Here is a 23,816-nt window from a genome sequence, read left to right on the forward strand (position 1 = left end):
CGCAAGCGTGCACGCGCATCACTCCGCCCAAGCCCGACAACTCCTGCCTGGGCCGAAGCACAGGCGATGGCGGCGCGAGGATAACAGGCATGGCGAGGGGACCCTCCGACTGTTAGAGCAGGCCCCCTGGGGAGCGCTTTCGAACGCTCCAGACGTCACGCGCACGTCACTGCGCGCACTCTGGCTTGCCGCGAGGCGACGAGGGGGGCGTAAGGTGGCCGCCCACGGCAGTCACATCGAGGAGGCAGCGGAATGGACGCGCAGGGCCTGCACATCGAGACGCATCCCCGAGAGGGAGACCCGCTGCTCAGGGCAACGAGACCGGACCCCTGCACGGTGGTGCTGTTCGGCGCGACAGGGGACCTGGCGCAGCGCAAGCTGTTCCCCGCCCTCTTCGAGCTGGCGCGCGCCAACCTCCTGCCGGACCACTTCTCCGTCGTCGCCTTCAGCCGCTCCACCCTGGACAACGACGCCTTCCGTCAGCACGTGAAGGAGGGCCTGAAGAAGTTCGCGCGCACCCAGCCGCTCGACGAGGCCACGTGGCAGAAGTTCGCCCCGCGCCTGGAGGGTGTCTCCGGCGCCTATGACGACCCGGCCGCCTTCGCCCGCCTGCGCGAGAAGCTGGAGCAGGTGTCCCAGCAGCAGGGCACCCAGGGAAACCAGCTCTACTACCTGGCCACGCCCGCCTCCACCTTCCCCCAGATCCTCCACGGGCTCGCCGAGGCGGGGCTGCTCAAGCGCGAGGAGCGCCCCCACCAGACGCCCTGGCACAGGCTCATCATCGAGAAGCCCTTCGGACGGGACTTGGAGACCGCTCGCGAGCTCAACCGCGAGCTGGCCGCGGTGCTCGACGAGAAGCAGATCTTCCGCATCGACCACTACCTGGGCAAGGAGACCGTCCAGAACATCCTGGTCTTCCGCTTCGCCAACGCCATCTTCGAGCCGCTGTGGAACCGCAACCACATCGACCACGTCGAAATCACGGCGGCCGAGCAGATTGGCGTGGAGGGCCGCGGCGGCTTCTACGACGAGACGGGCGTCATCCGGGACATGGTGCAGAACCACCTGCTCCAGGTGCTCGCGCTGTGCGCCATGGAGCCGCCGGTGTCCTTCGGCGCGGAGGACATCCGCGACGAGAAGAACAAGGTGTTCCGCGCGCTGCGTCCGGTGGAGGGCAAGGAGGTGTCGCGCTCCGTGGTCGCCGGACAGTACGAGGGCTACCTGGGGGAGAAGGGCGTGAAGCCCGACTCGCGCACGCCCACGTATGTGGCCATGAAGCTGAGCGTCGACTCGTGGCGGTGGGAGGGCGTGCCCTTCTACCTGCGCGCCGGCAAGGGGTTGAAGAAGCGGCTGACGGAGGTGTCCATCCACTTCCGCTCGGTGCCCATCGGCCTGTTCTCCGGCGAGGGCGCCACCTGCCAGCGCCTGCAGCCCAACGTGCTCACGCTGCGCATCCAGCCCCAGGAGGGCATCGCCCTCTCCTTCGAATCCAAGGTGCCCGGTGAGGACGTGAACATCGCGGGCGTCACCATGGACTTCAACTACGCGGAGAGCTTCAACAAGCCGGTGCCGGAGGCGTACGAGCGGCTGCTGCTCGACTGCATGCGCGGCAACGCCACGCTCTTCGCCAGGCAGGACAGCGTGGAGCAGGCGTGGGCGTACGTGACGCCCATCCTCCAGGCGCTCGAGTCCGGCGAGGGTGGGACGCTGCACCCCTACGCGACCGGGAGCATCGGGCCGCAGGCCGCCTCCGCGCTGCTCGCCCGCGACGGCCGCCGGTGGACGCTGCTATGAGCGCGCTGCCTCCACGCGTCGTGCCCCCGGAGTCCCTGGCCCGCGAGGCCGCGGAGTGGATGGGCCGCGCGCTGCAGACCTCGCTGGCGATGAAGCGACGGGCGAGCCTGGCCCTGTCCGGTGGCAGCACCCCGGCGCCGGCGTACCGCGAGCTGTCGCGGCTGACGCTGCCGTGGGAGCGGGTGGACCTGTACTTCGTGGACGAGCGCTTCGTGCCGCCGGACCACCCGGACAGCAACTACCACCTGGTGGAGGAGGCGCTGGTGGGGCCGCTGCGGCTGTCGCCCTCGCAGGTGTTCCGCATGGAGGGCGAGCGCGAGGACCGCGAGGCCGCGGCGAAGGACTACGAGGCGCGCCTGCCCGATGTGCTGGACGTGGTGCTGCTCGGCATGGGGGAGGACGGGCATACGGCCAGCCTCTTTCCCGGCCACCCGGCGCTGGAGGAGCAGAGCCGGCGCGTGTTGTCCGTCGTGGGCCCCAAGCCGCCGCCCTGGCGGATGACGCTCACGATGCCGACGCTGTTGGCGGCGAACGCGGTGCTGATGCTGGTGGCGGGCGCGGGGAAGCGAAAGACGGTGCAGCGGGCGCTCGGGCGGGATTCCGCGCTGCCGGCGGCCCGGGTGACGAATGCGCAGTGGATGATGGACACCGCCGCCGCGGGACGGTGAGCGGGCCTTGTCGGAGGAATCATGAGTGCGGCAGCGAGCGCCCAGACGGGCGCGCAGTTCGGCGTGGCGGGCATGGGAGTCATGGGCGCGGCCCTGGCCCTCAACATCGCGGACCATGGCTTCCGGGTGGCGGTGTGGGACCGGCATGCGGAGCGCATCGACGAGATGCACCAGCAGCACGGGCATCCGTCGCTGAAGGGCTTCGCGTCGCTGGAGGACTTCGTGAAGGGGCTGGAGCGCCCCCGGCGAATCCTGCTGATGGTGACGGCGGGCACGGCGGTGGACCAGATGATGGAGCGGCTGTTCCCGCTGCTGTCGCCCGGCGACGTCATCCTGGACGCGGGCAACTCCTGGTTCCAGGACACGCGGCGGCGCGAGGAGCTGTGCAAGTCCAAGGGCCTGCACTTCCTGGGCGTGGGCGTGTCCGGCGGCGAGGAGGGCGCGCGCCACGGCCCGTCCATCATGCCCGGCGGCCCCCCGGAGGCGTACGCGCTGGTGAAGCCGGTGCTGGAGGCCATCGCCGCGCGCACGGACGAGGGCCTGTGTGTCACGCACGTGGGGCCGGATGGCGCGGGCCACTTCGTGAAGATGGTGCACAACGGCATCGAGTACGCGGACATGCAGCTGCTCGCGGAGACGTACGACGTGCTGCGCCGGGGCCTGGGACTGTCGGCGGAGGGCGTGGCGGAGCTGTTCACGAAGTGGAACCAGGGCATCGCCGAGTCCTTCCTCCTGGAGACCAGCATCAAGGTGCTGCGCAAGAAGGACGCCGAGACGGGCAAGCCGCTGGTGGACCTGGTGCTGGACAAGGCCGGGCAGAAGGGAACGGGCAAGTGGACGGTGCAGGTGGCGCTGGACCTGGGCGTGCCGGTGCCCTCCATCGCCTCCGCGCTGGACGCGCGAAACCTGTCCTCGATGAAGGACCAGCGCGTGGCGGCGAGCCACAAGCTGCCGGGGCCTGGGGCCTCGCTGTCCGCGGAGGAGAAGGCGGACCTGGCGGCGTGGGCGCATGACGCGCTGTACGCGGCGCGGGTGGTGACGTACGCGCAGGGCCTGCGGCTCATCCAGGCCGCGTCCGACGAGTACCAGTGGAACATCTCCCTGGCGGAGATGGCGCGCATCTGGCGGGGCGGCTGCATCATCCGCGCGAAGCTGCTCACCCCGCTGCGCGAGGCCTTCACGAAGCAGCCGGACCTGCCCAACCTCCTGGTGTCGGACGCGTTCGCGCCGGTGCTCGAGAAGCTGGCGCCCGCGTGGCGCAAGCTGGTGGGCACGGCGACGAAGGTGGGCATCCCCGTCCCCGTGTTCAGCGCGTCGCTGGCGTACCTGGACAGCTACCGCAGCCCGGAGCTGCCGCAGAACCTCACCCAGGCCCAGCGCGACGCCTTCGGCGCGCACACGTACCAGCGCCGGGACAAGCCCGACGCCGGCTTCGTGCACAGCGACTGGAACAGCTAGGAGGGCTCGCCCGCCGGGACGTCATCGTCCAGGGACGGTGACTCCCGGGGTCCGGTGCGCACCGGCGAGGCCGTGTTGCCGATGGCGGTGCGCTCCACGCCCGAGAAGGTGGCGAAGGCCCACCACGCCAGGTTGAACCAGTCCGGCGTGGGCAGCTTCTTCGTCGCAATCACCTTGGCCGCGCCCGCCACCGCGAAGCCCAGCGACGCGAGCGAGCCCAGGTCCACCTTGCCTCCCGTGGCGCGGAGCACCTCCACGTCCAGCCCCTTCACGAAGCGGCTGGTCGCGAGCGCCACGTCGCTGCCCATCGCCAGCGCCTCCAGCAGCACCTCCTCCTCGGGCGCCTCCTCGCCCTGGCGCACGACGAGGTCCACGCCCGTGAGCCTCCGCACCATCGCGAGCACGTCCTCCAAATCAAGAGCCTCCGCGTCGTGGAGGACCAGGACGCTGCCGGTGAAGGGGCGCACCTCCACTTCGTCCACGCCGCGGATGCGCAAGAGCCCCTCGGCGAGCTCGTTGGCCACCGAGCCATGCTCGCGCAGCCACGGGAGCCTCAGCCGTACGCGGCCGGGCAGGACATGGACCACATAGATGAAGCGTGACACGGGCAGCCTCCTCAGGCCTCGGCCTGGCCCTGCGGGTGACCGTTCGCGGCCCGCCGGGCCCGGGCCTTCGCCTCGGCCAGCAGGTCCTCCAGGTCCTCCTGCCTGATGGCGGTCCTCGACATCACCATGTCGCCGAAGCGGTAGGCGGCGGTGGCCAGCTCCACCAGCAACGGGCGCAGGTGCTTGCTCAACATCACCGAGCCGGCGCCAGCGGTGTAGCCCAACAGGAACGACGGGAGATGGAACGTCATGGGGAAGCCTCCGCGAAAGCGGGGATGAGGAAGGGACGACGATGCGCCGCGCCCCGGGGGACGCGGCGGGAGAGACCGTGAAGCGCCCCGGGCAGCGCCCACCCCACCGCCACCCCACCGAGGGTGAGCCACGATGGCGTGGGCAACCCCAGCACGGCGCGCAGCGGGGGCACGGTGAGCGCCAGGGCCTGCATGGCCACCGCGCCGCCCACCCATAGCGTGAAGCGCCCGGAGTCCAGCGAGCGCCCCCGAGCCCCGGTGCGAGGCGCCCGACACACCGAGGCGTACCCCAGCTGCGCGGCGGTGAGCATCCCGAAGGCCAGCGGCGGTCCGCCCAGCACCAGGCCCGCGGCGCCCACGCCCGCCAGCAGCAGCGCGTCGCGCACCACCCGCCGCGACATGTCGCGCGTCAGCAGCGGCGCGTCGGGAGGCGCGGGCGGCCGGTCCAGGATGTCCGCGTCCCCCGGCTCCAGCGCCAGCGCGAGCCCCGGAAAGGTGTCCGTCAGCAGGTTGAGCCAGAGCAGCTGCATCGGAGCGAGAGGCTCGCGGCTGCCCACCAGCGAGGCGCCCACCACCAGCGCCATCTCCGACAGGTTGGTGGCGAAGAGGAAGCGCAGGGCGCGGCGCAGGTTGTCCTGGACGATGCGCCCCTCGCCCACCGCGTGGAGGATGCCGCGCAGGTCCTCGCCCGCCATGACGATGTCCGCCATCTGCCGGGCCATGTCGCTGGAGCGCGCGCCCACCGCCACGCCCACGTCCGCGGCCTTCAGCGCGGGCGCGTCGTTGACGCCGTCGCCCGCCATGGCCACCACCTCGCCACGCGCGCGCAGGGCTCGCACCAGCGCCATCTTGTCCTCGGGCGCCACCCGCGCGAGCACCGCCACCCGGTCCAGCCAGTCCCCGCGCTCGGCCCCGGCCAGTCGCTGGGTCAGCTCCTTGCCCGTGAGCGTCTCGCCTCGCAAGCCCACCTCGCGCGCGACGGCCTCGGCCGTGTGCCGCTGGTCCCCCGTGAGGATGATGGTGCGGATGCCCGCGACGCGGGACTGACGCAGTGTCTCCTCGGCCCCCTCACGCAGCGGGTCCCTGAGGCCCATGAAGCCCACGAAGGTGTAATCGCCCTCCGGCGCTCCCACGTGCCTCGCGCCCACGCGCCGCCAGCCCAGCGCGAGCACCCGCAGGCCCTCCCGGGCCAGCGCGCGGTTGCGCTCGAGCAGGCGCTCGTGTCCCTTCGGGCCCAGCGGGCCTTTCGAGTCACGGGAGCACAGCCGCACCACCTGCTCCGGCGCGCCCTTGATGAACGCCACGCCGCCGCCCGGCGCGTCGTGCAGGCTCACCACGTAGTGGATGCCATTCGTGCGCTCCAACAGGCGACGCCGCGGGAAGGCCTTGCGCAGCGCCGCACCGTCCAACCCCGCGGCGTGCGCGGCGGTCACCAGCGCGCGCTCGGTGGAGCTGCCCGCGATGATGACCTCGTGCCCGTTGCGGTGCACGTCCACGTCGCTGTTGAGCAGCGCCGCGGCGAGCGCCAGCGTCGGCGCATCCTCCAGCACCGCCTTCGGCTTCGCGCGCAAGGAGGCGAGGTCCACCGGGCCCGCGCCCACGTCCAGGACCTCCAGACACATGTCGTTGCGCGTGAGCGTCCCCGTCTTGTCCGTGCAAATCACCGTGACGCCGCCCAGCGCCTCGGCCGAGGACACGCGGCGCACCACCATGCCGCGCGCATGCAGGCGTTGCATCGAGCGCACCAGCGCCGCGGTGGCGACGATGGGCAGCCCCTCCGGGAGCGCCGCCACGCCCAGCGCCACCGCGCCCCGCAGCACCTGTCCCATCGGACGTCCGCGCGCGAGCCCCACCACGCCGGACATCGCCGCCGCGCCCACGGAGAACAGCGCCACGCGCTTGTCGAGCCGCTCCAGCTTGCGCGACAGCGGCGTGGGCGGCGAGGCCGTCTCCTCCACGAGCTTGCGCACCCGCGCCAGCGCCATGTTCCCGCCCGTGGCCACGACGACGGCGCGCCCATGTCCCGACGCCACCACCGTGCCCGCGTGGAGCATCGAGTGACGCTCGGCCAAGGGCGCGTCCCCGGCCACCGGCTCCGCGCCCTTGGCCTGTGGCTCGCTCTCGCCGGTGAGGGGCGCCTCGTCCACGCTGAGCCGGTGCGCCTCCAGCACGCGCGCATCCGCGGGGAGCACATCTCCCGCGCGCACGAGCAGCACGTCCCCCACCACCAGGTCCGCCGTGGGCACGGCCTGGAGGACACTGTCGCGCAGCACCTGCGCCTGCCCCGCCTCCAGCCTCTGCCAGGACGCGAGGAGCGACTCGTTGCGCCGCTCGATGCGATAGCCGATGCCCGCGTTGAGCCCCACCACCGCGAGGATGGCCGTCGACTCCAGCACGTCTCCCACGAGCGCGGACGCCGCCGCCGAGCCCATCAACAACCCCATGGGCACGGTGGCCACCTGCGCGCGCAGGAGCGACCACCGCGAGCGCGGCGGCACGCCCGCCACCAGGTTCGCCCCCTGACGTCGCAGCCGCGTCGCCGCCTCCCTTCCGGACAGGCCGTGCGCGTCCGTCCCGCTCCGATGCAGCGCCTCGTCCACGCTCAGCGCGTGCCACGCCACCTCGTCACGAGACGCGGAGACCGGCGCGGGACGCCGCTCGCGCGCGACAGCGGGGCCGGTGTCCTCGGGAGTCTCCTTCAAGCGCGTGAGCAGCGGAGCGTCGGGGCCGTAGCGCACCAGCACCCGGCCGCTGCGATGCTCCGCCTTCACCTCCTCGATGCCGGGCCAGGTGTGGAACGTGCGCTCCAATCGACGTCCCAGGTGGCGGTCACCCAACAACCCCGGCACCACCAGCCGGAGCCGGCGCGAGGCCACGGCGTGCCGAGCCACGCTCGCGGGCGCCGCCCTGCCATCGATGAGGAACACCACCATCCGCCACACCCCCGGAGGGCCCAAGGTGAGGGCCCACGCCCCGCGCGGCCATCCGACGGGGCGTGCGTATCCATGCACGGCACCGGACAGTCGCGAGGGGAGCACGCCGGTCCGCCAACAGCCCGCAGCACCCAGGGGCCCGCACGCGTCACATGACAGCGGGTGCGATGGTGCTTCCGGAGGCCCGCTCGCCCGCCTGGACGCACCCTCGTGTGCATCGTGTCGGACGGCCCAGGTCCGCTAGGCTTGTCCCCAGAAGCCCGTTCCGCGCGGCCGGGACGAAGGACCCACGAGGCGTGTCATGGAGCTCCAGCTCACCGAAGAGATTCGCAAGCAGGTGGATGAGGCCTTCCGCAGACGCGGGCGGGTCAACATCGTCATCGCCGGACGCAGCGGCGTGGGGAAGAGCACGCTCATCAACGCCGTCTTCCACGGGCGCATCGCGGACACCGGCCAGGGCCGCCCCGTCACGCAGGAGACGCGCGAGTACACGAAGAGCGACGTCCCCGTGAGCATCCTCGACACCCGGGGCCTGGAGCTGGGCGCCTACAAGCAGACGCTGACGCTGCTCGAGGACCTGGTGGCCACGCGGGGCCGGGACGCGGACGCGACGCAGCACCTGCACTGCGCGTGGCTCTGCATCGGAGAGGACTCGCGACGCGTGGAGGATGGAGACCTGGAGGTCGCGCGCATGCTCTCGCGGCACATGCCCGTGGTGGCGGTCGTCACCAAGGCGCGCAACGACCAGGGCTTCCGCGCCGAGGTGGAGCGGCTCCTGCCCATGGCCCGAAACGTCATGCGCGTGCGCGCGCTCCAGGAGACGGACGACGAGGGGAACACGCTCCAGGCCAAGGGACTCGTGGAGCTGGTGGAGCTCACCATGGAGCTGGTGCCGGAGGGGCAGCGCAACGCCTTCGCCGCCGCGCAGCGGGTGAGCATCGAACAGAAGCGCAAGCGGGCCCACGGCATCGTCGCCAGCGCGGCCGCGGCCGCCGCGGCCATCGGAGCCACCCCCATCCCTTTCGCCGACGCCGCCCTGCTCGTCCCCACGCAGGTCGGAATGCTGGCGGGGATTAGCAGTGTCTTCGGCCTGCCGCTCACCGAGGCCTTCCTCTCCACGCTGGTGAGCTCCGTGGCCACGGGGCTGGGCGCCACGTTCTCCGGACAGGCCATCGTGTCCGGACTGCTCAAGGTCATCCCCGGCGCGGGCACGCTGGTCGGCGCGCTCATCGCCGCCTCCACCGCCACCGCGCTCACCACCCTGTTCGGCGAGGCCTATATCGCCGTGCTCTCCCGGCTGATGGAGCGGCGCGCCGGGGAGATTCCCCTCGTGGAGGACGTCATCAGCGCCTTCAGGGAAGAGCTGTCCCTGCGCCGCGCCTCGGCCTGAGTCACCCGGGCTTCGGCGGCGTGGCGCGCAGCTCCGCGCGGCGAATCTTGCCGCTCACCGTCTTGGGCAGCTCGAGCACGAACTCCACCTCGCGCGGATACTTGTACGGCGCGGTGGTGCGCTTGACGTGCTCCTGGAGCTCCTTCGCCAGCTCGTGCGACGGAGTGAAGCCCGGCGCCAGCACCACGTACGCCTTCACCCGCTGGCCCAGCTTGTCGTCCGGCACGCCAATCACCGCGGACTCCGCCACCGCCGCGTGCTCCAGCAGCGCGGACTCCACCTCGAACGGCCCCACGCGGTAGCCGGACGTCTTGATGACGTCGTCCGCGCGGCCCACGAAATAGAAGTAGCCGTCCGCGTCCCGCACGGCCCTGTCCCCGGTGACGTACCAGTCGCCTCGACGGCAGGCCGCGTTGGCCGCCGCGTCGCCCAGGTACTCCTGGAACAGCCCCACCGGCCGCTCCGGCGCCACGCGCACCGCGATGTCCCCCTCCTGCCCGTCCGCCACCTCCTGGCCCGCGTCGTCGATGACGCCCACCGTGAAGCCCGGGGACGGCTTGCCCATGGAGCCCACGCGCGGCTCCACCGAGGGGAACATTCCCACCACCACCACCGTCTCCGTCTGCCCGTAGCCCTCGCGGATGTGCAGCCCCGTGGCCGCCTTCCACGTGTCGATGACCTCCGGGTTGAGCGGCTCGCCCGCGCTCACCGTGTGGCGCAGGCTCGACAGGTCGTGGGCCTTCAGGTCCTCGAGCACCATCGCCCGCCACGCCGTGGGCGGCGCGCAGAAGGTCGTCACCTGCTGGGACGCCAGCACCTTCAGGAGCTTCCGCGGCTCGAACCGCCCCCGGAAGTCGTAGACGACGTTGCACGCGCCCTGGCTCCACGGCCCGAAGAGCTTGCCCCACGCGCACTTGGCCCAGCCCGTGTCACTCAACGTCAGGTGCCGGTCCTCGGGCGTCAAATCCAACCAGTAGCGCCCGGTAATCACGTGGCCCAGCCCGTAGCTGGCGTGCGTGTGCAGCACCATCTTCGGCATGCCCGTGGTGCCGGACGTGAAGTAGATGAGCAGCGGGTCCTCCGCGCGCGTGGGCGCGAAGTCCTGTCCGTGCGCGCCCGTGCCCACCGTGCCCGACTCGTAGCGGACCCACGGCGCCGGCGCGCCCTCCCCCACCGCCACCCACGTCTCCACGCGGCCGGTGCCCGCGAGCCCCTCGAAGCGCTCCAGGCAGCTTGTGTCCGCGATGACCGCGTTCGCGTCCGCCGCCACCAGCCGGTAGCGGATGTCCTTGACGGTGAGCATGGGCGTGCCCGGCATGAAGACGATGCCCGCGCGGATGCAGCCCAGCACCAGGAACCACCACTCCGGCACCCGAGGCATCATGATGAAGGCGCGGTCCCCCTTCTTCAGCCCCAATCCGGTGAGGAACTGCGCCGCGTGCAGCGAGCGCTGCTTCACGCCCTGCCACGTGAAGCGCTGCTCGCGGCCCGTCTCGTCCGACCAGAGCAGCGCCAGCGACTCCCCCCGCTCGGCGGCGTGCCGGTCCACCACGTCCGTGGCGAAGTTGAAGTGCTCGGGCCGCTCCCACCGGAAGTCCCGGTGGGTCGCCGCGTAGTCGCGCATGTTGCGAGGGGTGGACTGGGCCATGCGGGCGAGCCTGCCACGCCCCTCCTCACGACGTCCGTCCACACGCCCCCGCTTCGCACGGTGGACAACACGCCCGCCGCGAAAAAGCAGAGGGGCCGGCCCTTCAGAGAGGACCGACCCCGGTGTGTGACGAGGAGAACCTACGGTGGACTCAGTTGAGCTCCATGCACGGGACGATGTTGCCCATCCCGTTGCACGTGAGCATCGCGTCCATCAACTGCTTCTCGGCCTGCGCGGTGCGGCCCGCGGCCAGCTCCCGGCGGATGCCCTCGCGCTCGGCCAGCAGGTGCAGCCACGGGTCCGGCGTCCCCTCGGCGAAGCCGCGCAGCGCGCTCATCGCCGTGGCGTCCGACACCGCGGAGCCCGTGTGCATCAGCGCGCCGAAGTAGATGTCCCGCTCCCCCGAGCGGCGCAGCGAGTCCAGCAGCACCGTCGCGTCCTTCTTCGTGTCGCTGTCACGCAACAGCCCCGCGTACCCCTGGGCCAAGGGCGCCCGCGCCGTGAAGTCCCGCGCGGCAATCTGCCGCACGTAGTCCTGCAGCACCGAGCCCCCACCCAGCGCGTCCAGCTCGCGGGCCAGCGGCAGCAGCGCCTCCACGCGCTCCTTCGACGTCACCGTGCGCACCGCGTCGTAGAGCGCCGCGCGGGCCACCGCGGGCCGCTGCGCGAGCTGCTTCGCGTCCCAGGGCGCCTCGCCCGTGAGCGTCGTCCACACGTCCATCACCTGACGGCGCGAGCGCACCCGCTCCTCCGCCAGCTGCGTGCGCAGCTCCGCCGCCATGCGCCGCGCCTCGCCGCTCCACCCCGCCTCGCTCAGCGACGCCACGGTGTCGAACGACGCCGCCGCGCGGTCCAGCAGGTCGCGCTCGCGCAGCACCAGCGCGCGGTTCCACAGCGCCTGGGCGTGGTTCGGATTGAGCTTCAGCGCGCTCGTGAGCAGCCCCAGCGCCTCCTCGTAGCGCTGACGGCTGAGCGCGACGACGGCCAGGTCGTTCGCCTTGTCCGCGGACTCGGGCTCCTGCCCCAGGAACGCCTCGGCCTGCTGCCAGTCGCCGCGCAGGGCGTACGCCGCCGCGATGCCCCGGTAGTCGTGCCGCTCCGCCAGCTCCGCCAGCGGCCTGAGCGGCAGCATCTGCGCCGAGTGGCTGGTGCCGCGCATGGGGCTGTAGGGCAGGAAGCGGTCCGCCTTCGGATGGGAGAGCCGCGCCTCGAAGGCGCGCGTGTCCGCGCCCGACAGCCACACCTCGCCCGGAATCTCCGGCTCCGCCTGGCCGCGCACCACCACCACCGCCGCCAGCCCCGCCGCGAGCGCCAGCGGCATCGCCAGCTTCAGGCCCTTCTGGAGCCGTGCCTTCAGGGACACCACGTTGCCGCCCATCACCGGCTCGGCCACGTCGGCGCCCTGCGTCACCGGCGCGCTTCCCCCCAGGGCCCGGGCCGCCAGCAGCTCCAGCTGCAACAAATCCCTCAGTCCCGACTCACACTCCGCGCACCGCGTCAGGTGCTGGCGGAAGGCATCCGCCTCCGTGGCGGACAGCTCCCCGTCCACGAAGAGATGCAGTCGGTTGTTGGTGCATGGCGTCGTCATGAGCTCGTTGCCCCCTGCTCCCGGGCCACCGCTACCTGTGGCAGCAGCAAGTCCTTCAGGTCCCTGCGTGCCAGGGTGAGCCAACTGCCCACCGTGCCCACGGGAACGTTGAAATGCTCGGCGATGGCGTTGTAGCGCTTGCCCTCCGCGTGCAGCCGGTAGGCATCACGCAGGTGCGGCTTGAGCCGCTCCACCGCCTTCTGGAACTCCTCGGTGCTCACCAGCTCCCAGTTCTCCTGGGCCTCCGCCTGCGCCACCCCCTCCTGCACCAGCGCGAGGTGGGGCATTCCCCGGGACTCCGTCCGCTGCCTGCGGCAGTAGTCCAGGAAGCGGTTGGTCATCGTCGTGCACAGCCACGCCGCCGCCGCCGCGTCCGTCCGGTCCTTCAACGACTCGAATTCCTGCATCGCGCGCTCGAAGGTCTCCTGCACCAGGTCCTCGGCCTCCAGGCTGGAGCGGGCGGACAGACGACGCGCCAGTCCCAGCAGGCTGGGCCGGTGCTGTCGGATGAACGCCTCGAAGCGCCTCCGCTCCCGGTTGAAGAGGTTGGCCATGATGTCCTACATGCCTCGCGCGGCAGGTTTCCCAGTCAAAGACGCGGTGCCGTCCGTTCCTTGAGAAAAAAGTGCAAGGGCACCAACAAGGCAATGCCCGGAAGGGATGGAATCCCAGTCCGGGCATGGATCTCCAGCGGATGTAGGTCTGGAGGGGAGACGGCGCCTAGGGCTGCTGCGGGGCAGAGGCCAGGGCGGGGCTGGACGGCAGGGGCAGGGGCTTGCGGGCGCGCTGCACCCCCACCGTGGTGGCGCAGTCCACGTAGTTGTTCTTCACGTGGGCGTCCGCGGCACTCGACTCGACGGGCTTGGAACCGGACGTCATTCGCTCGCTCCTCGTGCTGGGATACAGCAGCACGGACAAGTTGCTGGTGGATGAAACTTTGAATCTGTCGCCGTCCTTACCATGCTCCGGTCCGATTCCGTGAGAGGCGGCGGGGTGGATTGCGTCTCGGATTTCGAGGTTTTCCAAATGAGCGTGGATACATCCCGGTTGGCGTTGGAGTGGCAGGTCTGGCTGGTGGAGAACCTGGCGATGGGGGTGACGCGCGAGGAGGCGTGTCTGGCGTTGGCGAGCGCGGGCGTGTCCGAGGAGGTGGCGCGAGAGGAGGTGGCGCGGGTGGAGGCGCATCCGTTCTTCCAGGCCTGCCAGCGGGTGGGACGACGCTACGGGTGGCTCGAGTCGGTGATGGACACGTACAGCACGTTGCATCGGCAATCGGGTGGACACCTGGCGCTGGAGCGACGCCACGAGCTGTCCGCGGAGGAGTTCTTCACGCGCTACTACTTCGGACACCGGCCGGTGGTGTTGACGGGGCGGATGAAGGACTGGCCGGCGCTCGGACGTTGGTCGCTTTCCTACCTGGCCGAGCGGGTGGGGGACGTGGAGGTGGAGGTGATGACGCGGCGTGAATCCAACCCTGACCACGCGCCCGAGCCGGACAAGCACCGCGAGACGATGCGCTTTGGCGACTACGTGCACCGGGTGGCGACGGGGGGCGAGACGAACGACTACTACATGGTGCCGCGCAACGAGAACTGGCAGCGCGAGGGCTTCGAGCCGCTGCGCGAGGACGTGCGCGCGCCCCAGGGCATCATCGACGACAGCCTGCGGCCGGACATGATGACGCTGCTTTTGGGCCCCGCGGGCACGGTGACGCCGCTGCACCACGACAACATGAACGTGCTGCTGGCGCAGGTGATGGGGCGCAAGCACGTGAAGCTCATCCCCTCCTTCCAGCGGCACCTGATGTATCCCCGCTACGGGACGTTCAGCCACGTGGACGCGGAGCGCCCGGACGTGGAGCGCCACCCGCTCTACGCGGAGGCGCACGTGGTGGAGGCGGTGCTGGAACCGGGGGAACTGGTGTTCATCCCGGTGGGCTGGTGGCACTGGGTGCGCGCGCTCGACGTGAGCGCGTCGGTGACGTTCCACCACTTCCAGGTGCCGCAGGGGAACACGTACCTGCCCACGCCGCTGTAGGGGTATCAGTCGGACGTCTCCACCAGCAGCACGTGGTGCGTCCAGCCGTTGCGGGCGTCGCGGGCGAGCCACTTCTGGCGCTCGTCGCGCAGGGCCACCGCGGGGGCGGTGCCGCCGCGGATGCGCTGGCGCACGCCGTCGAAGAAGCGCCCGGCGGCGTCGGGGATGTCCACCGTGGAGGCGAGCACCGCGCGCGCGCCGGCCTCGATGAAGGCGGCGGGCAGGCTGAAGGGCTCGTGCGTGGTGGTGGAGGCGAGCCGCCCCGCGCTGCACGCGGCCAGGAACACCATGGGCGCGCCGGCGAGCTTCTGCTTGCGCACGATGTCCGCCGTCAGCGCGTAGCGGCCGTTGCCCTCGGGCGAGAGCACCACCAGCGAGGCGTCCGACAGCACGGGGTCGCTGATGCCGTGCGCGTGAATCTCGATTTCCGTCGCGTCCGACATGCTGGACAGCACGCGCGAGGGCGTGGCGTCCGAGCCGGACAACAGCTCCAGCGTCGTGGGCTCCGGCTCGGGCGGCGGCGTCCACGTGGGCAGCCTGGGCAGTTGCAACAGCGCGGGCGCCTCCACACTGGAGACGACCAGGCGCCGCGACGGCGCGGACACGCCCGGGACGATGCGGCCCATGCGGAAACTCCACGGCTGGTCCACGGGCAACAGGTCCGTGCGGCCGAAGACGGGCGCCCACGCGAGCACCTCCACCTGGGCGCAGCCCTTGAGCGCCTGGCGCACGTGCTCGGGGACGAGCTTGACGCTGGGGCTCTCCGCGAAGGGCACTTCGCGCGTGCCCTGGTAGTCACCGACGAGCTCACCCCCGGGCCCCCGGGCGACGGCCACGGAGCGCTCGTTGTGGACGGCGGCGCCGAGCGCGCACCGCTGGGGCACCTGGGTCCCCAGCTGCTCGGCGAGCAGCTCCAGGGCGCGCGCGTACTCGCCCCGGCGCCCCGCGTCGGTGACGAGCGAGGAGTAGGCCAGGGTCCACGCCTCGCGCGCCAAAGGCTCGGTGGACGGCAGCTTGCGCGCGTCCTCGAGGGTGCGCGTGAGCAGCGCCACGCCGCGCTCGTGCTCGTGGTCCAGCACGAAGCGGCCCTCCAGGTAGCGCGCGTAGATGGCGTCGCCGGGCGTGGGGTTGCTGGCGCGCGCGACGTCGAGCGCCTGGCTCAGCCGCTCGGCGTCCTTCGGGTCCGGACGGGCGCGGGCCATCTCCGCGAAGGTGGCGCCGAACATCAGGTCCAGCTTCGCGTTGGGACACGCGGCGGCCGCCTCCAGCGAGGCGCGCGCGGCCTCCGGACGCAGGGCCAGGTAGTGCGTGTGGGCCTGGTTGATGTGGGGCCAGTAGCAGGTGTCGATGACGCGGCCGCCGCGCGCGGTCCACTCCTCCACGTAGGCGAGCGCGCTGGAGAAGTCCCCGCGGTCCCGGGAGATGTGCACGAGCAGCTCCAGCGTGGTCAGCTCCAGCTCCCACTCCTGGAGCTGGCGGGCCCAGGACCAGGCGGTGCGCGCGTGCTGCTCGGCCTCTGTCAGCCGGCGCAGCTCCGCGTAGAGGATGCCCAGGCGGATCTCCAGGTCCACGCAGCGCGCGGAGAAGGCGCCCTCGCGGCAGCGCTGGAGCGCGTTGAACAGGCGCTGCTCGGCCTTCCACCACTCGCCGTCCGCCGTCTCCTTGCGGGCCTGCTCGCGCTCCAGGAACAGGCCGAGCCAGGTGTCCTTCTCTCGCTGGACGTGGGAGACCAGGTCCGGCAGGTAGCGCAGCGCGGCGGCCTTGTTGTGCAGGGCCATGCCCACGAACAGGTCCTCCTCACCCGAGGCGCGCACCGTCTCCACCAGTGACTCCGGCGCGCCCGCGCGCTTCCTGACCCACTCGGAGTACCCCTGGGCCAGGGCGCCCCGGCGCGTGAAGTCGCGGCCGGACACCCGCGTCACGTAGTCGCCGAGCGACGTGCCGCCCTGCAGCCGGTCCAGCTCCCGCGCCAGCGGCATCAGCGCCAGCACGCGCTCCTTGGAGGGCGCGGCGCGGACCACGTCGTAGAAGTGCTGCCGCACCACGCCGGGGCTCTGCCGAGCCTCCTGGAGGGGCAGCGGCGCATTGGGGTCCTCCAGCAGGGCCAGCGTGGCGTCGCGCGCGCCGTGCCACTTGCGCGAGCGCGACTGCGTCTCCTCGCGCAGCGTCAGCGCCTGCGCCTTGGCCTCCCTGCTCCAGCCCTGCTCGCCGAGCGCGGCCACCTTCTCGAAGGTCTCCGCGGCCTTCATCGTCAGGCCCATGTCGCGCAGCGCCAGGGCGCGGTTCCACAGCGCCTGGGGATGCGCGGGGGCACGGGCCAGCACGCGGTCCAGCAGCCGCAGGGCCTGCTCGTGTGCGCCCCGGGAGAGCTGCACGGCGGCCAGGTCGCTGTCGCGGTCCACGGAGGACGACATGCGCTCGAGGAAGGAGCCCGCCTGGTTCCACTCACCCTGCAGGCCGTAGGCGGCGGCGATGCCCGCCCAGTTGCCCTCCTCCTCCAGCCGGGCCAGCTCCTTGAGCGGGATGGGCTCGGCGGGGACCAGACAGCCGCCCGCCGAGACGCGAGGTCGATAGCGGTCGGCCTCCGGATAGGTGAGGCGGGCCTCGATGCGCGCGGACGCCCGACGCTCGGCCCAGAAGCGCGCCTCCACGCCGTTCCCCCCGGACGGCGTGCGCACGAGCAGCGCGGTGACGACGAGCACGGGCGCGGCCAACGCCAGGACCAGGGCCTTGTCGGACTTCGACTTCAACATGCTGCCCCCTCGGGTGCTGTCCCCCCGGACAGGCACCCACCGGTCGGGTTCTACACCAACCCTCCGGCTGGCGACGACTCCAGGCCCACACCGGACCTGTCGCCTCTGTACGAACGCACATCCCACCGGGTCCTTGGGCGCGGGCATTTCTTGGGCGAATTTCCCGCGCGGCCGCAGGCACGGAAGAAGCCGCCGCGTCCCCGGGCCGCACAGCGGGCGAGCGCCGCGGGAGCCCAAGGTGCCGCGCGCTCCCACTTCCGGCGCGTCGCCTCATCCCCCGGGAATCATTGCGGTGGACGGCAAGCGACGAGCGGGGCCGAGGGCGCCCCGACGCCTCGTGCCCCACCGGGCGGCGGAGCGGGGGCTGGGACCCCAGGGGCTTGGCGGGCGAGCGGGAGCGGGAAGTAGCACGGCCGGCCGGATGTCCCAATGCGCCAACCCGGAATGAAAGGACCTCGTTTGACCGCATTCCTTCGACTCGCCGCCCTGGTGTTGCTGGTTCCCCCCCTCGCGTCCGCGGAGGTGGTGTGGAAGGGCGACTTCGAGACCGGAAACATTTCGCAGTGGACGCGCTCGCAGAGCGTCGCGAACAGCCGCCTGCAGGTGGTGTCGGACGTGGTCCGTGAGGGCCGCTATGCGTTGAAGGCCACGGTGCGTCAGGGCGATGACCCCATCGGCGCCAGCGGCAACCGCAACGAGCTGCTCTACATCAGCGAGGAGAAGGCGGGCTCCACGTACTTCTACAAGTGGAGCACGATGTTCCCGTCGAACTACCCCATCTCGGATGGGTGGCAGGTCTTCGCGCAGTGGCACCAGGAGGGCTGCTGTGGCTCGCCGCCGCTGGAGTTCTTCGTGAAGGGGGACCAGATGCACCTGCGCGTGGGTGGCGCGGACGGTGACATCCCCTGGAAGGGGCCCCTCAACAAGGGCCAGTGGCACGACTTCATCCTGCAGGTGAAGTGGTCGTCCAACGCGAAGGTCGGCTTCGTGCAGCTGTGGCACAACGGGAAGCTGGTGCTGCCGAAGACGATGGGGGCGACGCAGTTCGGCAAGGAGATGAACTACCTGAAGCTCGGGCTGTACCGCGAGGACAGCATCCGTCCCGAGGCGAGCGTGTACCACGATGGCTTCACCATGAGCACCGCGCTGGAGGACGTCCTGCCGCCTCCGCCCGCGCCGGAGCCCACCCCGGAGCCGACGCCCGAGCCCACGCCCACCCCGGAGCCGACGCCCGAGCCCACGCCGACGCCCACCACGCCGCCCATCGTCAACGTGCCCACGCTGCCGGGCACGGGCACGCCGCGCGTGGGTGTCATCGACACGGATGACGGCACGGACAATCCGCAGGCGGCGCAGGGCTGCGGTGCGACGGCGACGGGCGGGGCTCCGTTCATCGCCGCCACGGGCCTGCTCGCGTTCGCGGCGCTGCTGAGCCGTCGGCGCAAGCCGGCGACGGTGCGTGCTCGCGGCGCGCGTCGCTGAGCCACCGCGACACCGTGAAGGTCCACAGCGGGTCCGTCCTCCAGCAGGGCGGGCCCGCTGCTGTTTTTGGTCGTGGATGGCGAAGGGCCGCGGACTCGCCGCACGGCGGAGCGGTGTTCACGAAATCAGCGATGGTGTCGCGCCGCCTCACGGAAGAGCTGGGTGAGCGAGTACTCCAGCAGCGACTGGCGCGACTGCATGTACCGGCGGGCACGAAGGAAGGGCAGCCAGACGCGCTCACCGACGCGCACCTGGGACTCTTCCTGGTTCTGCCGTGGCACCCACGTCCCGCCGAGCCGCCGAACCAGCACGTGTCCCAGATAGGCTCCGAGCGCCGGGGCGGTGTGCCCATCGACGAGTCGACGCTCGTACCGCTCCGGGAAGTTCTCGCGCCAGAAGTAGAAGTCCAGGTCCGTCAGGGACTCCGCCGTCTCCTCCGTGATGGCTGGCACCTTCGTATGAAGCGCCGCCACGAGTCCTTCTGACAGTGCGTCGTAGGATGCGAGCACACGCTCAGGGCTCCCTACATCGGACGGCAACGCAGTTGGCAGCCACTCCTCCGGCGCCGGTGGTTGGAATGCGTTGAACTCGGCGATCTTCGTCTGCCGCTCGCTGATGGCGAACTCGTCCGGCAGTCGCGCGAGCAGCGGTGCGAGGTCCGGGTGGAAGCGCGGCTCCACCGGAGCGAGCGCGGCACTGCGCGCCCGCAGCGTGCTCAGCACCGTGTCGAAGTCGAGGTCTGGCCGCAGGTGGACATGCGCGCGCGCCTGCGCCACGCGCGCCTCGTCGCTCGCGAAGTCCGCAGCGTTGCGACGTAGCACCAGCAGGACGGAGCCGTTGGGGAGTTCCTCCACGAGATGCGCGGGCGTCGAGAGCATCCGCTCACGCCCCACGCTCTCCACGAGGCGTGGGCCGAAGACGTTCAGCCAGAACACTTCGTAGATCTGGTCGAAGCCATCTCGGCGAGAAGTCTTCTCATCACGGCCGAAACAGGGCGCTCCTGCGCTTTGCCGATCCGCCAGGCCATGGGCCATGGCGTAGTCGACGCGATAGTACGCGGCCAGGTCCCTGACCATGTCTACGAATTCAAGACATCGCCCTCGCTCCGAGAACAATGAAAGTGGCTGCACATCAAGACCGCAGCTCAGCCGAGTTCCTGATGGAGGAGTATCGAGGTCGAGCGTCAACTCGACCAAGGGTTGTGCCCGGTAGAGCGCGACAGAGGTCCCATGCTCATCGCATCGTTCCTCCAACGCCTTCTTGATGGAGGCGCGCGAGTACTTCCGCCGCTGCGCTCCCTTCACGATATCCGGCATCCAGCCTTCGGCGTGAGCCTCCAGCGCCGCGAAGAAGGACGTGAGTGCGGAGTCTGCTCCAACCTGCTGGGCAGGTGCCCCGTCCAGCAGGAACCGAAGGCCATCGCCTGGATTGGGTTCAAGAGCGCTCATCGCCTTCATCGAAACAGCACCTCCACTCCTCTTGCCTTGTTCTCAGCTCTTGTCACGGCACGCTCGATGGCATCTGGGTCCAAGGGCTTGAAGGCCTTTTCGTAGATCAACCGGACCCTTTTGATCCGAGCGGTCTGTTCGAGTCCAGGCCTGCGGATGCTCACCGTCTCGCCGTAATACCGCAGTGCGGCGCTTGCGTCCGCAACCACCTGCGCGACCAGCGCATCCCTGTTCAGACCAAGAAGGTCCCGACTCTTGAGGCTGAACGTCTCCACGCGAGGAGCTTGGCCCGGCGGAGGCCGCTCCTCGATGACGAGCACATCCGCGAAGCGCAGGTCGGCCTTCGCCACACCCACATGCGTCTCGATGCGGGGCTGCTCGAAGTCTCGGAGCCACAATCGCTGTGCACGCGGGCGGGCCGCATCCTCCTCCAGAAGGGCAACCATCAGCCTCTCGAAGGCGAGGCCTCGGGCGTACCTGTCTCGCATCACCTGGTAGTCCGCCCACCCCAGCGGCCCCTTTGTCGCCTGCCGCTGCCCGATTTCCGCGGTGCGCCTCTCCAGGTACGCCAGATAGTCAGGCCAGAGGGCATGCACCTCGGCTCCAGGAGGCACGGCCTTCTGCAGTGCTTCCCTGTGCTTCTCAAGGAGGCCCACATCCATTGGCAGCCGGGCCCCTCCAGCCTCGGCTTCCGCCTGCCGCAGCTTCGCTTCCGCCGCCTCGACGGGGATGCCAGCCGCCTCTGGTGGGAGGGACGGTCTGCCGCCACTTCGCTTCTCGACACCGCCCCTCGTCGCGCTGGCACTCGAGGGCTCCCGATACCGCTCCGCCAACAGGGCCAGTGCCTTCGGCAGGTTGCCTCGGGCCTCATTCAGGGCGATGACGCCAGCCGGTCCTTCCGCCGCCGCGAAGAGCGCGACCTCTCGCCTGCCCCGAAAGAGGGAGACGGACTCGCCGACCGCGTCGGGGCCGAATTGCGCCTCCAACTCCTTCACGACGGTCTTCAGTGCTTCGGCGTCTGGCGCCGAGAGCCGCCGCGGGCCACTGCGTCCACCGGACGTTGACTTCACCAGGACTCGCGCGCCCTTGCTTCCGGCATACAGCGCCACCATCAGCGCGGCTGGCGCCAACACGCGCGTGGCCTGCTCGTATTTGCCCTGCGCCAGCGAGCGTGCTCCGTGCCCCGTCCCGGCGACCAGATGGTAGAAACCCACGGGCACGCCGAAGGTCAGGTGGTCGAAGGCTCCCACCGAGATGCTGCCCGGCGCGTAGTGCCGCTCCGCCAGCACCTTCTGCACTTCGTCCAGGGCTGCCTGGTAGGGCGGTGGGAGCTCGGCGCGCTTCGCCCAGAGGCTCTGTCCCCGAGCGCTATCGCTCGCCGGACTGCTGGAGAGCATGTCCCGCCCCGCTCGCCCCAGTCCGCGCAGCACATCACGTGCTTGTTCTTCTCGCTCCGGGAAGGTCTCCAGCGACAGACCCCGCTGCTTCAGCTCCTCGCGGACGGTGGTCATGGCGCCCAGCGTCTCTTCCAATTGCTTGTCGCGGGCCAGCAGCCGCACCATCTCGCGCAGCTCGTCGTCGAAGGCCGAGTGGAGGATGAAGAGGGCGAGCACCTCGGCATACGGCACGCCGTACTTCTCCACGGACGTGACGAGGAAGGCCGCGCGCTTGCGGACCAGGACCTCCGAGGCCCGGGCATCCAGCGGACCCAAGGCACCCAGACGGACCGCGTCCCAGTCCGTGAGCGACGCCACCAACTCGGCCATGTCCACCGCGCGCTGCATGGCCACGAACTCGCCGGGTGAGGTACATGCCAGGAAGGGCTCCAGCACCTCTCGGCTGGACTCCAGGTGAGGCCAGCCCGAGGGCATGGGGCGTCCCCCGCATGCAACACCCCCACCGCGCGCCACCCACTCCGTGCCTGGCGCATGTATGCCTTCAGCCCCATCCGCCAGGGGCTCGCGTCGAAGACTCAGGGGCACTTCCGCCGAGGAGGCCAGCAACACTTCCCGCGATGGCTCCTCCGCTGTACTCCACGTTGCCTGTGTGGACGCGGAAGAGGGACGGAAGGCCAGGGCGTCCTGTAGCCCCGACTTCGAGGGCAATGAGGCGCAGCCCACGTTCAGCAGCGCCATGGCTAGCGCCAGGCCCACTCCGCCGCGCCGACGTTGCTCAGCGCGCATGGTCCACCCCCAGCCCCAGGGCGGCGAAGGCGCCCGGACGCAGCGGTCCTTCCGCTGTCGGGAACAGCAACGTGCCGCCTTGTCCCACCGCGTAGAGGCGGCCACTCAAGAGGCGCCACCGGGCCTCGCCCGAAACGAGGTAGCGCGCGGCTGGCTTACCCGCGCCGAGCGCCATCCCTCCCACCGCCACGGTGAGGCGCCGGTGGAAGCCCTGCACCTCCAGGCGTCCTTCCACATCCACCCGGCCCCACGAGAAGACCTCCGCCCCCATCGTCAGGCGCAGGTGGCGCCGAGACAGCGTGCCCAGCCGCTCCGCATCCCCACTGAGAATCACCTCGCCATACGCGGACGCTCCGTCCGGGAAGGACGCCTCCGCCAGCGGCAAGGCGGACAGGCCCGGCACCTGGAAGCGCGCCAGCTCGTAGTCCGGGCCGAAGGCTCCCTGTCGGAAACCGCCTCGCTGCACGCGTCCCTCCAGACGGGCTCGCAGGTCCACCGTCGCGGTCAGCGCATCCACGCCCAGTCCCGCCACCGCGCCCCAGGCCCCGCCCGCTCCTGGACGTCCGCCCCAGCCCCCCAGCAGCGTCACCTCGAAGCTGCCGTCAGCATTCCTGCGCCGCACGAGCATCGCCGAGCCGTCCACGTGCGCCAGCGTCAGCGGCTTCGAGACACCTCCCGCGCGCCCCCAGTCATGCACCGCGGACAGCGACAGCAGGTACTGCAAGGGAATGAGGGGACGGCCGAAGACGAGGTGCTGCACGTCCACCGCGGCTTCCGCGCCCACCAGTCGCGCGCCCAGCACATCCGAGGCGAAGGCCTCCGCGTAGACCGGCCCCAGCCTCCCCGTCACCACCGCTCCTGCGGGGTGGTAGTCGGGGTTGCTCCGATTGCTATAGCGACGCACCAGATGCCCGGACAGCAGCGTGTAGGACTCCAGCGCGCCCATCCACAACACGTTCGGCGTGCCGCCAACCCTCAGGGCGCGCACCACCTGTCCCCAGTCGGACAGCGTGTCCCAGTCCTCCTTCCTGACGAGCCCCGCCCCCTCCGCTCCCCCCCAGAGCCGCAACCGCACCGGTGCTCCGACCTCGAGGGTGAAGACGCCTCGTCTCCTCACCACTCCACGCGGCTCCAGTTGCATGAAACCTTCGTCGCGCCCCACGCCACTTCGGGGCAGCAGCGTCAGCGACGTGGCCTCCAGGCGCAGCCAGTGGGCCCACTTCGTGTCATCGCGGAGAGGCGCAGGTGACGTGGGCTCTTCCTCGGGTTGGACCGCTCCTGCTTCTTCGCCAGAAGCCTCGGCCCGAAGCGCCTCCTCCAGCCTGCGCACGGTGGCGTCGAAGGCCTCAGGGGTGATGGCCTCCTGTCCCCACCCGACCCTGGGTAACAGCAGCCACAACACAACGACCCAACGCGAGGACATCGGCGGCTCCCGTGCAGGCCCCGACGGACGGGGGAGGCCACAGGATTCACGCTCGGTCTGACAAGGGCACCGCGATGCATCGCGGTCGTGAGCCCACTACAAGTGACTCGTGTCCCGGGGAGGATCCCGCACGAGGCTCGTGCAGAATCCATCGA

General features: G+C 70.9%; 17 protein-coding genes. 6 read left to right on the top strand and 11 right to left on the bottom strand.

The genetic code is table 11. The features are described from left to right. Positions 1-252 precede the first annotated feature (252 nt). From zwf to gnd, 3 genes are read left to right on the top strand one after another with little or no spacing between them, the layout of a single operon-like run. Positions 253-1,794 carry a glucose-6-phosphate dehydrogenase gene (gene zwf / locus VZQ01_RS14035; RefSeq protein ID WP_223746040.1) on the top strand — a complete coding sequence of 514 codons (1,542 nt, stop codon included), beginning with the start codon at positions 253-255 and terminating at the stop codon, positions 1,792-1,794. After that, positions 1,791-2,462 carry a 6-phosphogluconolactonase gene (gene pgl, locus VZQ01_RS14040; protein ID WP_408888101.1) on the top strand — a complete coding sequence of 224 codons (672 nt, stop codon included), beginning with the start codon at positions 1,791-1,793 and terminating at the stop codon, positions 2,460-2,462. The genes zwf and pgl overlap by 4 nt, the downstream gene beginning before the upstream one ends. A gap of 21 nt (positions 2,463-2,483) precedes the next feature. After that, positions 2,484-3,920 carry an NADP-dependent phosphogluconate dehydrogenase gene (gene gnd / locus VZQ01_RS14045; protein ID WP_223746038.1) on the top strand — a complete coding sequence of 479 codons (1,437 nt, stop codon included), beginning with the start codon at positions 2,484-2,486 and terminating at the stop codon, positions 3,918-3,920. Here the strand turns inward: gnd and VZQ01_RS14050 are convergent. The 3 genes from VZQ01_RS14050 to VZQ01_RS14060 are packed head-to-tail and all read right to left on the bottom strand — an operon-like array spanning position 3,917 to position 7,709. Further along, positions 3,917-4,525 (bottom strand): HMA2 domain-containing protein, encoded by a 609-nt coding sequence (locus tag VZQ01_RS14050; RefSeq protein ID WP_408888102.1) that lies wholly within the window; start codon positions 4,523-4,525, stop codon positions 3,917-3,919. The two genes, gnd and VZQ01_RS14050, sit on opposite strands and share 4 nt — an antisense overlap. Before the next feature lie 11 nt (positions 4,526-4,536). Continuing rightward, a complete protein-coding gene (locus VZQ01_RS14055; RefSeq protein WP_141327577.1) occupies positions 4,537-4,776 on the bottom strand; it encodes a hypothetical protein in 240 nt (79 codons plus the stop codon). Next, positions 4,773-7,709, bottom strand: a complete 2,937-nt coding sequence (locus tag VZQ01_RS14060) for a cation-translocating P-type ATPase (protein ID WP_426748075.1) — start codon at positions 7,707-7,709, stop codon at positions 4,773-4,775. Before VZQ01_RS14060 ends, VZQ01_RS14055 begins: the two co-directional genes overlap by 4 nt. A gap of 301 nt (positions 7,710-8,010) precedes the next feature. Here VZQ01_RS14060 and VZQ01_RS14065 point away from each other — a divergent pair, with 301 nt between their 5' ends. Next, positions 8,011-9,099 (top strand): YcjF family protein, encoded by a 1,089-nt coding sequence (locus VZQ01_RS14065; protein ID WP_426748076.1) that lies wholly within the window; start codon positions 8,011-8,013, stop codon positions 9,097-9,099. A 1-nt stretch (position 9,100) separates the two neighbouring features. Here VZQ01_RS14065 and VZQ01_RS14070 read toward each other — a convergent pair whose 3' ends face one another. The 4 genes from VZQ01_RS14070 to VZQ01_RS14085 form a co-directional block, all read right to left on the bottom strand. Further along, a complete protein-coding gene (locus VZQ01_RS14070) occupies positions 9,101-10,747 on the bottom strand; it encodes an acetate--CoA ligase (RefSeq protein WP_426748077.1) in 1,647 nt (548 codons plus the stop codon). A 151-nt stretch (positions 10,748-10,898) separates the two neighbouring features. Then, complete coding sequence (locus VZQ01_RS14075) at positions 10,899-12,335, bottom strand: zf-HC2 domain-containing protein (protein ID WP_223746034.1); 1,437 nt, start codon at positions 12,333-12,335, stop codon at positions 10,899-10,901. Beyond that, entirely contained in the window at positions 12,332-12,889 is a 558-nt protein-coding gene (locus VZQ01_RS14080) for an RNA polymerase sigma factor (RefSeq protein WP_046711104.1), read from the bottom strand. The genes VZQ01_RS14075 and VZQ01_RS14080 overlap by 4 nt, the downstream gene beginning before the upstream one ends. A gap of 166 nt (positions 12,890-13,055) precedes the next feature. Then, positions 13,056-13,214: a hypothetical protein gene (locus tag VZQ01_RS14085; RefSeq protein ID WP_426748078.1), complete on the bottom strand. Its 159-nt coding sequence runs from the start codon at positions 13,212-13,214 to the stop codon at positions 13,056-13,058. Positions 13,215-13,361: 147 nt separating this feature from the next. Here VZQ01_RS14085 and VZQ01_RS14090 point away from each other — a divergent pair, with 147 nt between their 5' ends. Further along, the gene (locus VZQ01_RS14090; protein WP_426748079.1) at positions 13,362-14,372 is read left to right on the top strand and encodes a cupin-like domain-containing protein; all 1,011 of its coding nucleotides are present in this window, start codon (positions 13,362-13,364) and stop codon (positions 14,370-14,372) included. A 5-nt stretch (positions 14,373-14,377) separates the two neighbouring features. Here the strand turns inward: VZQ01_RS14090 and VZQ01_RS14095 are convergent, their stop codons facing one another. After that, positions 14,378-17,125: a CHAT domain-containing protein gene (locus VZQ01_RS14095; protein ID WP_426748080.1), complete on the bottom strand. Its 2,748-nt coding sequence runs from the start codon at positions 17,123-17,125 to the stop codon at positions 14,378-14,380. 459 nt (positions 17,126-17,584) lie between these two features. Between VZQ01_RS14095 and VZQ01_RS14100 the strand changes: the two genes are divergently transcribed. Continuing rightward, complete coding sequence (locus VZQ01_RS14100; protein ID WP_223746031.1) at positions 17,585-18,607, top strand: heparin lyase I family protein; 1,023 nt, start codon at positions 17,585-17,587, stop codon at positions 18,605-18,607. A gap of 125 nt (positions 18,608-18,732) precedes the next feature. Here the strand turns inward: VZQ01_RS14100 and VZQ01_RS14105 are convergent, their stop codons facing one another. Genes VZQ01_RS14105 through VZQ01_RS14115 form a run of 3 tightly spaced genes read right to left on the bottom strand, consistent with a single transcriptional unit; the run spans position 18,733 to position 23,661 of the window. Beyond that, positions 18,733-20,064: a hypothetical protein gene (locus VZQ01_RS14105; RefSeq protein ID WP_426748081.1), complete on the bottom strand. Its 1,332-nt coding sequence runs from the start codon at positions 20,062-20,064 to the stop codon at positions 18,733-18,735. After that, positions 20,061-22,238, bottom strand: coding sequence for a hypothetical protein (locus VZQ01_RS14110; protein WP_426748082.1), 2,178 nt, complete (start codon positions 22,236-22,238; stop codon positions 20,061-20,063). The genes VZQ01_RS14105 and VZQ01_RS14110 overlap by 4 nt, the downstream gene beginning before the upstream one ends. After that, positions 22,228-23,661, bottom strand: coding sequence for a hypothetical protein (locus VZQ01_RS14115; protein ID WP_426748083.1), 1,434 nt, complete (start codon positions 23,659-23,661; stop codon positions 22,228-22,230). Before VZQ01_RS14115 ends, VZQ01_RS14110 begins: the two co-directional genes overlap by 11 nt. Positions 23,662-23,816 lie beyond the last annotated feature (155 nt).

This window comes from Myxococcus faecalis (assembly GCF_050039385.1).
Taxonomy (GTDB): Bacteria; Myxococcota; Myxococcia; order Myxococcales; family Myxococcaceae; genus Myxococcus; species Myxococcus fulvus.

Excerpts from the sequence above, each read along its gene's own strand:
- VZQ01_RS14095 (WP_426748080.1), bottom strand. The coding sequence starts at position 17,125 with ATGTTGAAGTCGAAGTCCGACAAGGCCCTGGTCCTGGCGTTGGCCGCG.
- VZQ01_RS14075 (WP_223746034.1), bottom strand. The coding sequence starts at position 12,335 with ATGACGACGCCATGCACCAACAACCGACTGCATCTCTTCGTGGACGGG.
- VZQ01_RS14110 (WP_426748082.1), bottom strand. The coding sequence starts at position 22,238 with ATGCGCGCTGAGCAACGTCGGCGCGGCGGAGTGGGCCTGGCGCTAGCC.
- VZQ01_RS14070 (WP_426748077.1), bottom strand. The coding sequence starts at position 10,747 with ATGGCCCAGTCCACCCCTCGCAACATGCGCGACTACGCGGCGACCCAC.
- zwf (WP_223746040.1), top strand. The coding sequence starts at position 253 with ATGGACGCGCAGGGCCTGCACATCGAGACGCATCCCCGAGAGGGAGAC.
- VZQ01_RS14085 (WP_426748078.1), bottom strand. The coding sequence starts at position 13,214 with ATGACGTCCGGTTCCAAGCCCGTCGAGTCGAGTGCCGCGGACGCCCAC.
- VZQ01_RS14065 (WP_426748076.1), top strand. The coding sequence starts at position 8,011 with ATGGAGCTCCAGCTCACCGAAGAGATTCGCAAGCAGGTGGATGAGGCC.
- VZQ01_RS14115 (WP_426748083.1), bottom strand. The coding sequence starts at position 23,661 with ATGTCCTCGCGTTGGGTCGTTGTGTTGTGGCTGCTGTTACCCAGGGTC.
- VZQ01_RS14090 (WP_426748079.1), top strand. The coding sequence starts at position 13,362 with ATGAGCGTGGATACATCCCGGTTGGCGTTGGAGTGGCAGGTCTGGCTG.
- VZQ01_RS14055 (WP_141327577.1), bottom strand. The coding sequence starts at position 4,776 with ATGACGTTCCATCTCCCGTCGTTCCTGTTGGGCTACACCGCTGGCGCC.
- gnd (WP_223746038.1), top strand. The coding sequence starts at position 2,484 with ATGAGTGCGGCAGCGAGCGCCCAGACGGGCGCGCAGTTCGGCGTGGCG.
- pgl (WP_408888101.1), top strand. The coding sequence starts at position 1,791 with ATGAGCGCGCTGCCTCCACGCGTCGTGCCCCCGGAGTCCCTGGCCCGC.
- VZQ01_RS14105 (WP_426748081.1), bottom strand. The coding sequence starts at position 20,064 with ATGAAGGCGATGAGCGCTCTTGAACCCAATCCAGGCGATGGCCTTCGG.
- VZQ01_RS14060 (WP_426748075.1), bottom strand. The coding sequence starts at position 7,709 with ATGGTGGTGTTCCTCATCGATGGCAGGGCGGCGCCCGCGAGCGTGGCT.
- VZQ01_RS14080 (WP_046711104.1), bottom strand. The coding sequence starts at position 12,889 with ATGGCCAACCTCTTCAACCGGGAGCGGAGGCGCTTCGAGGCGTTCATC.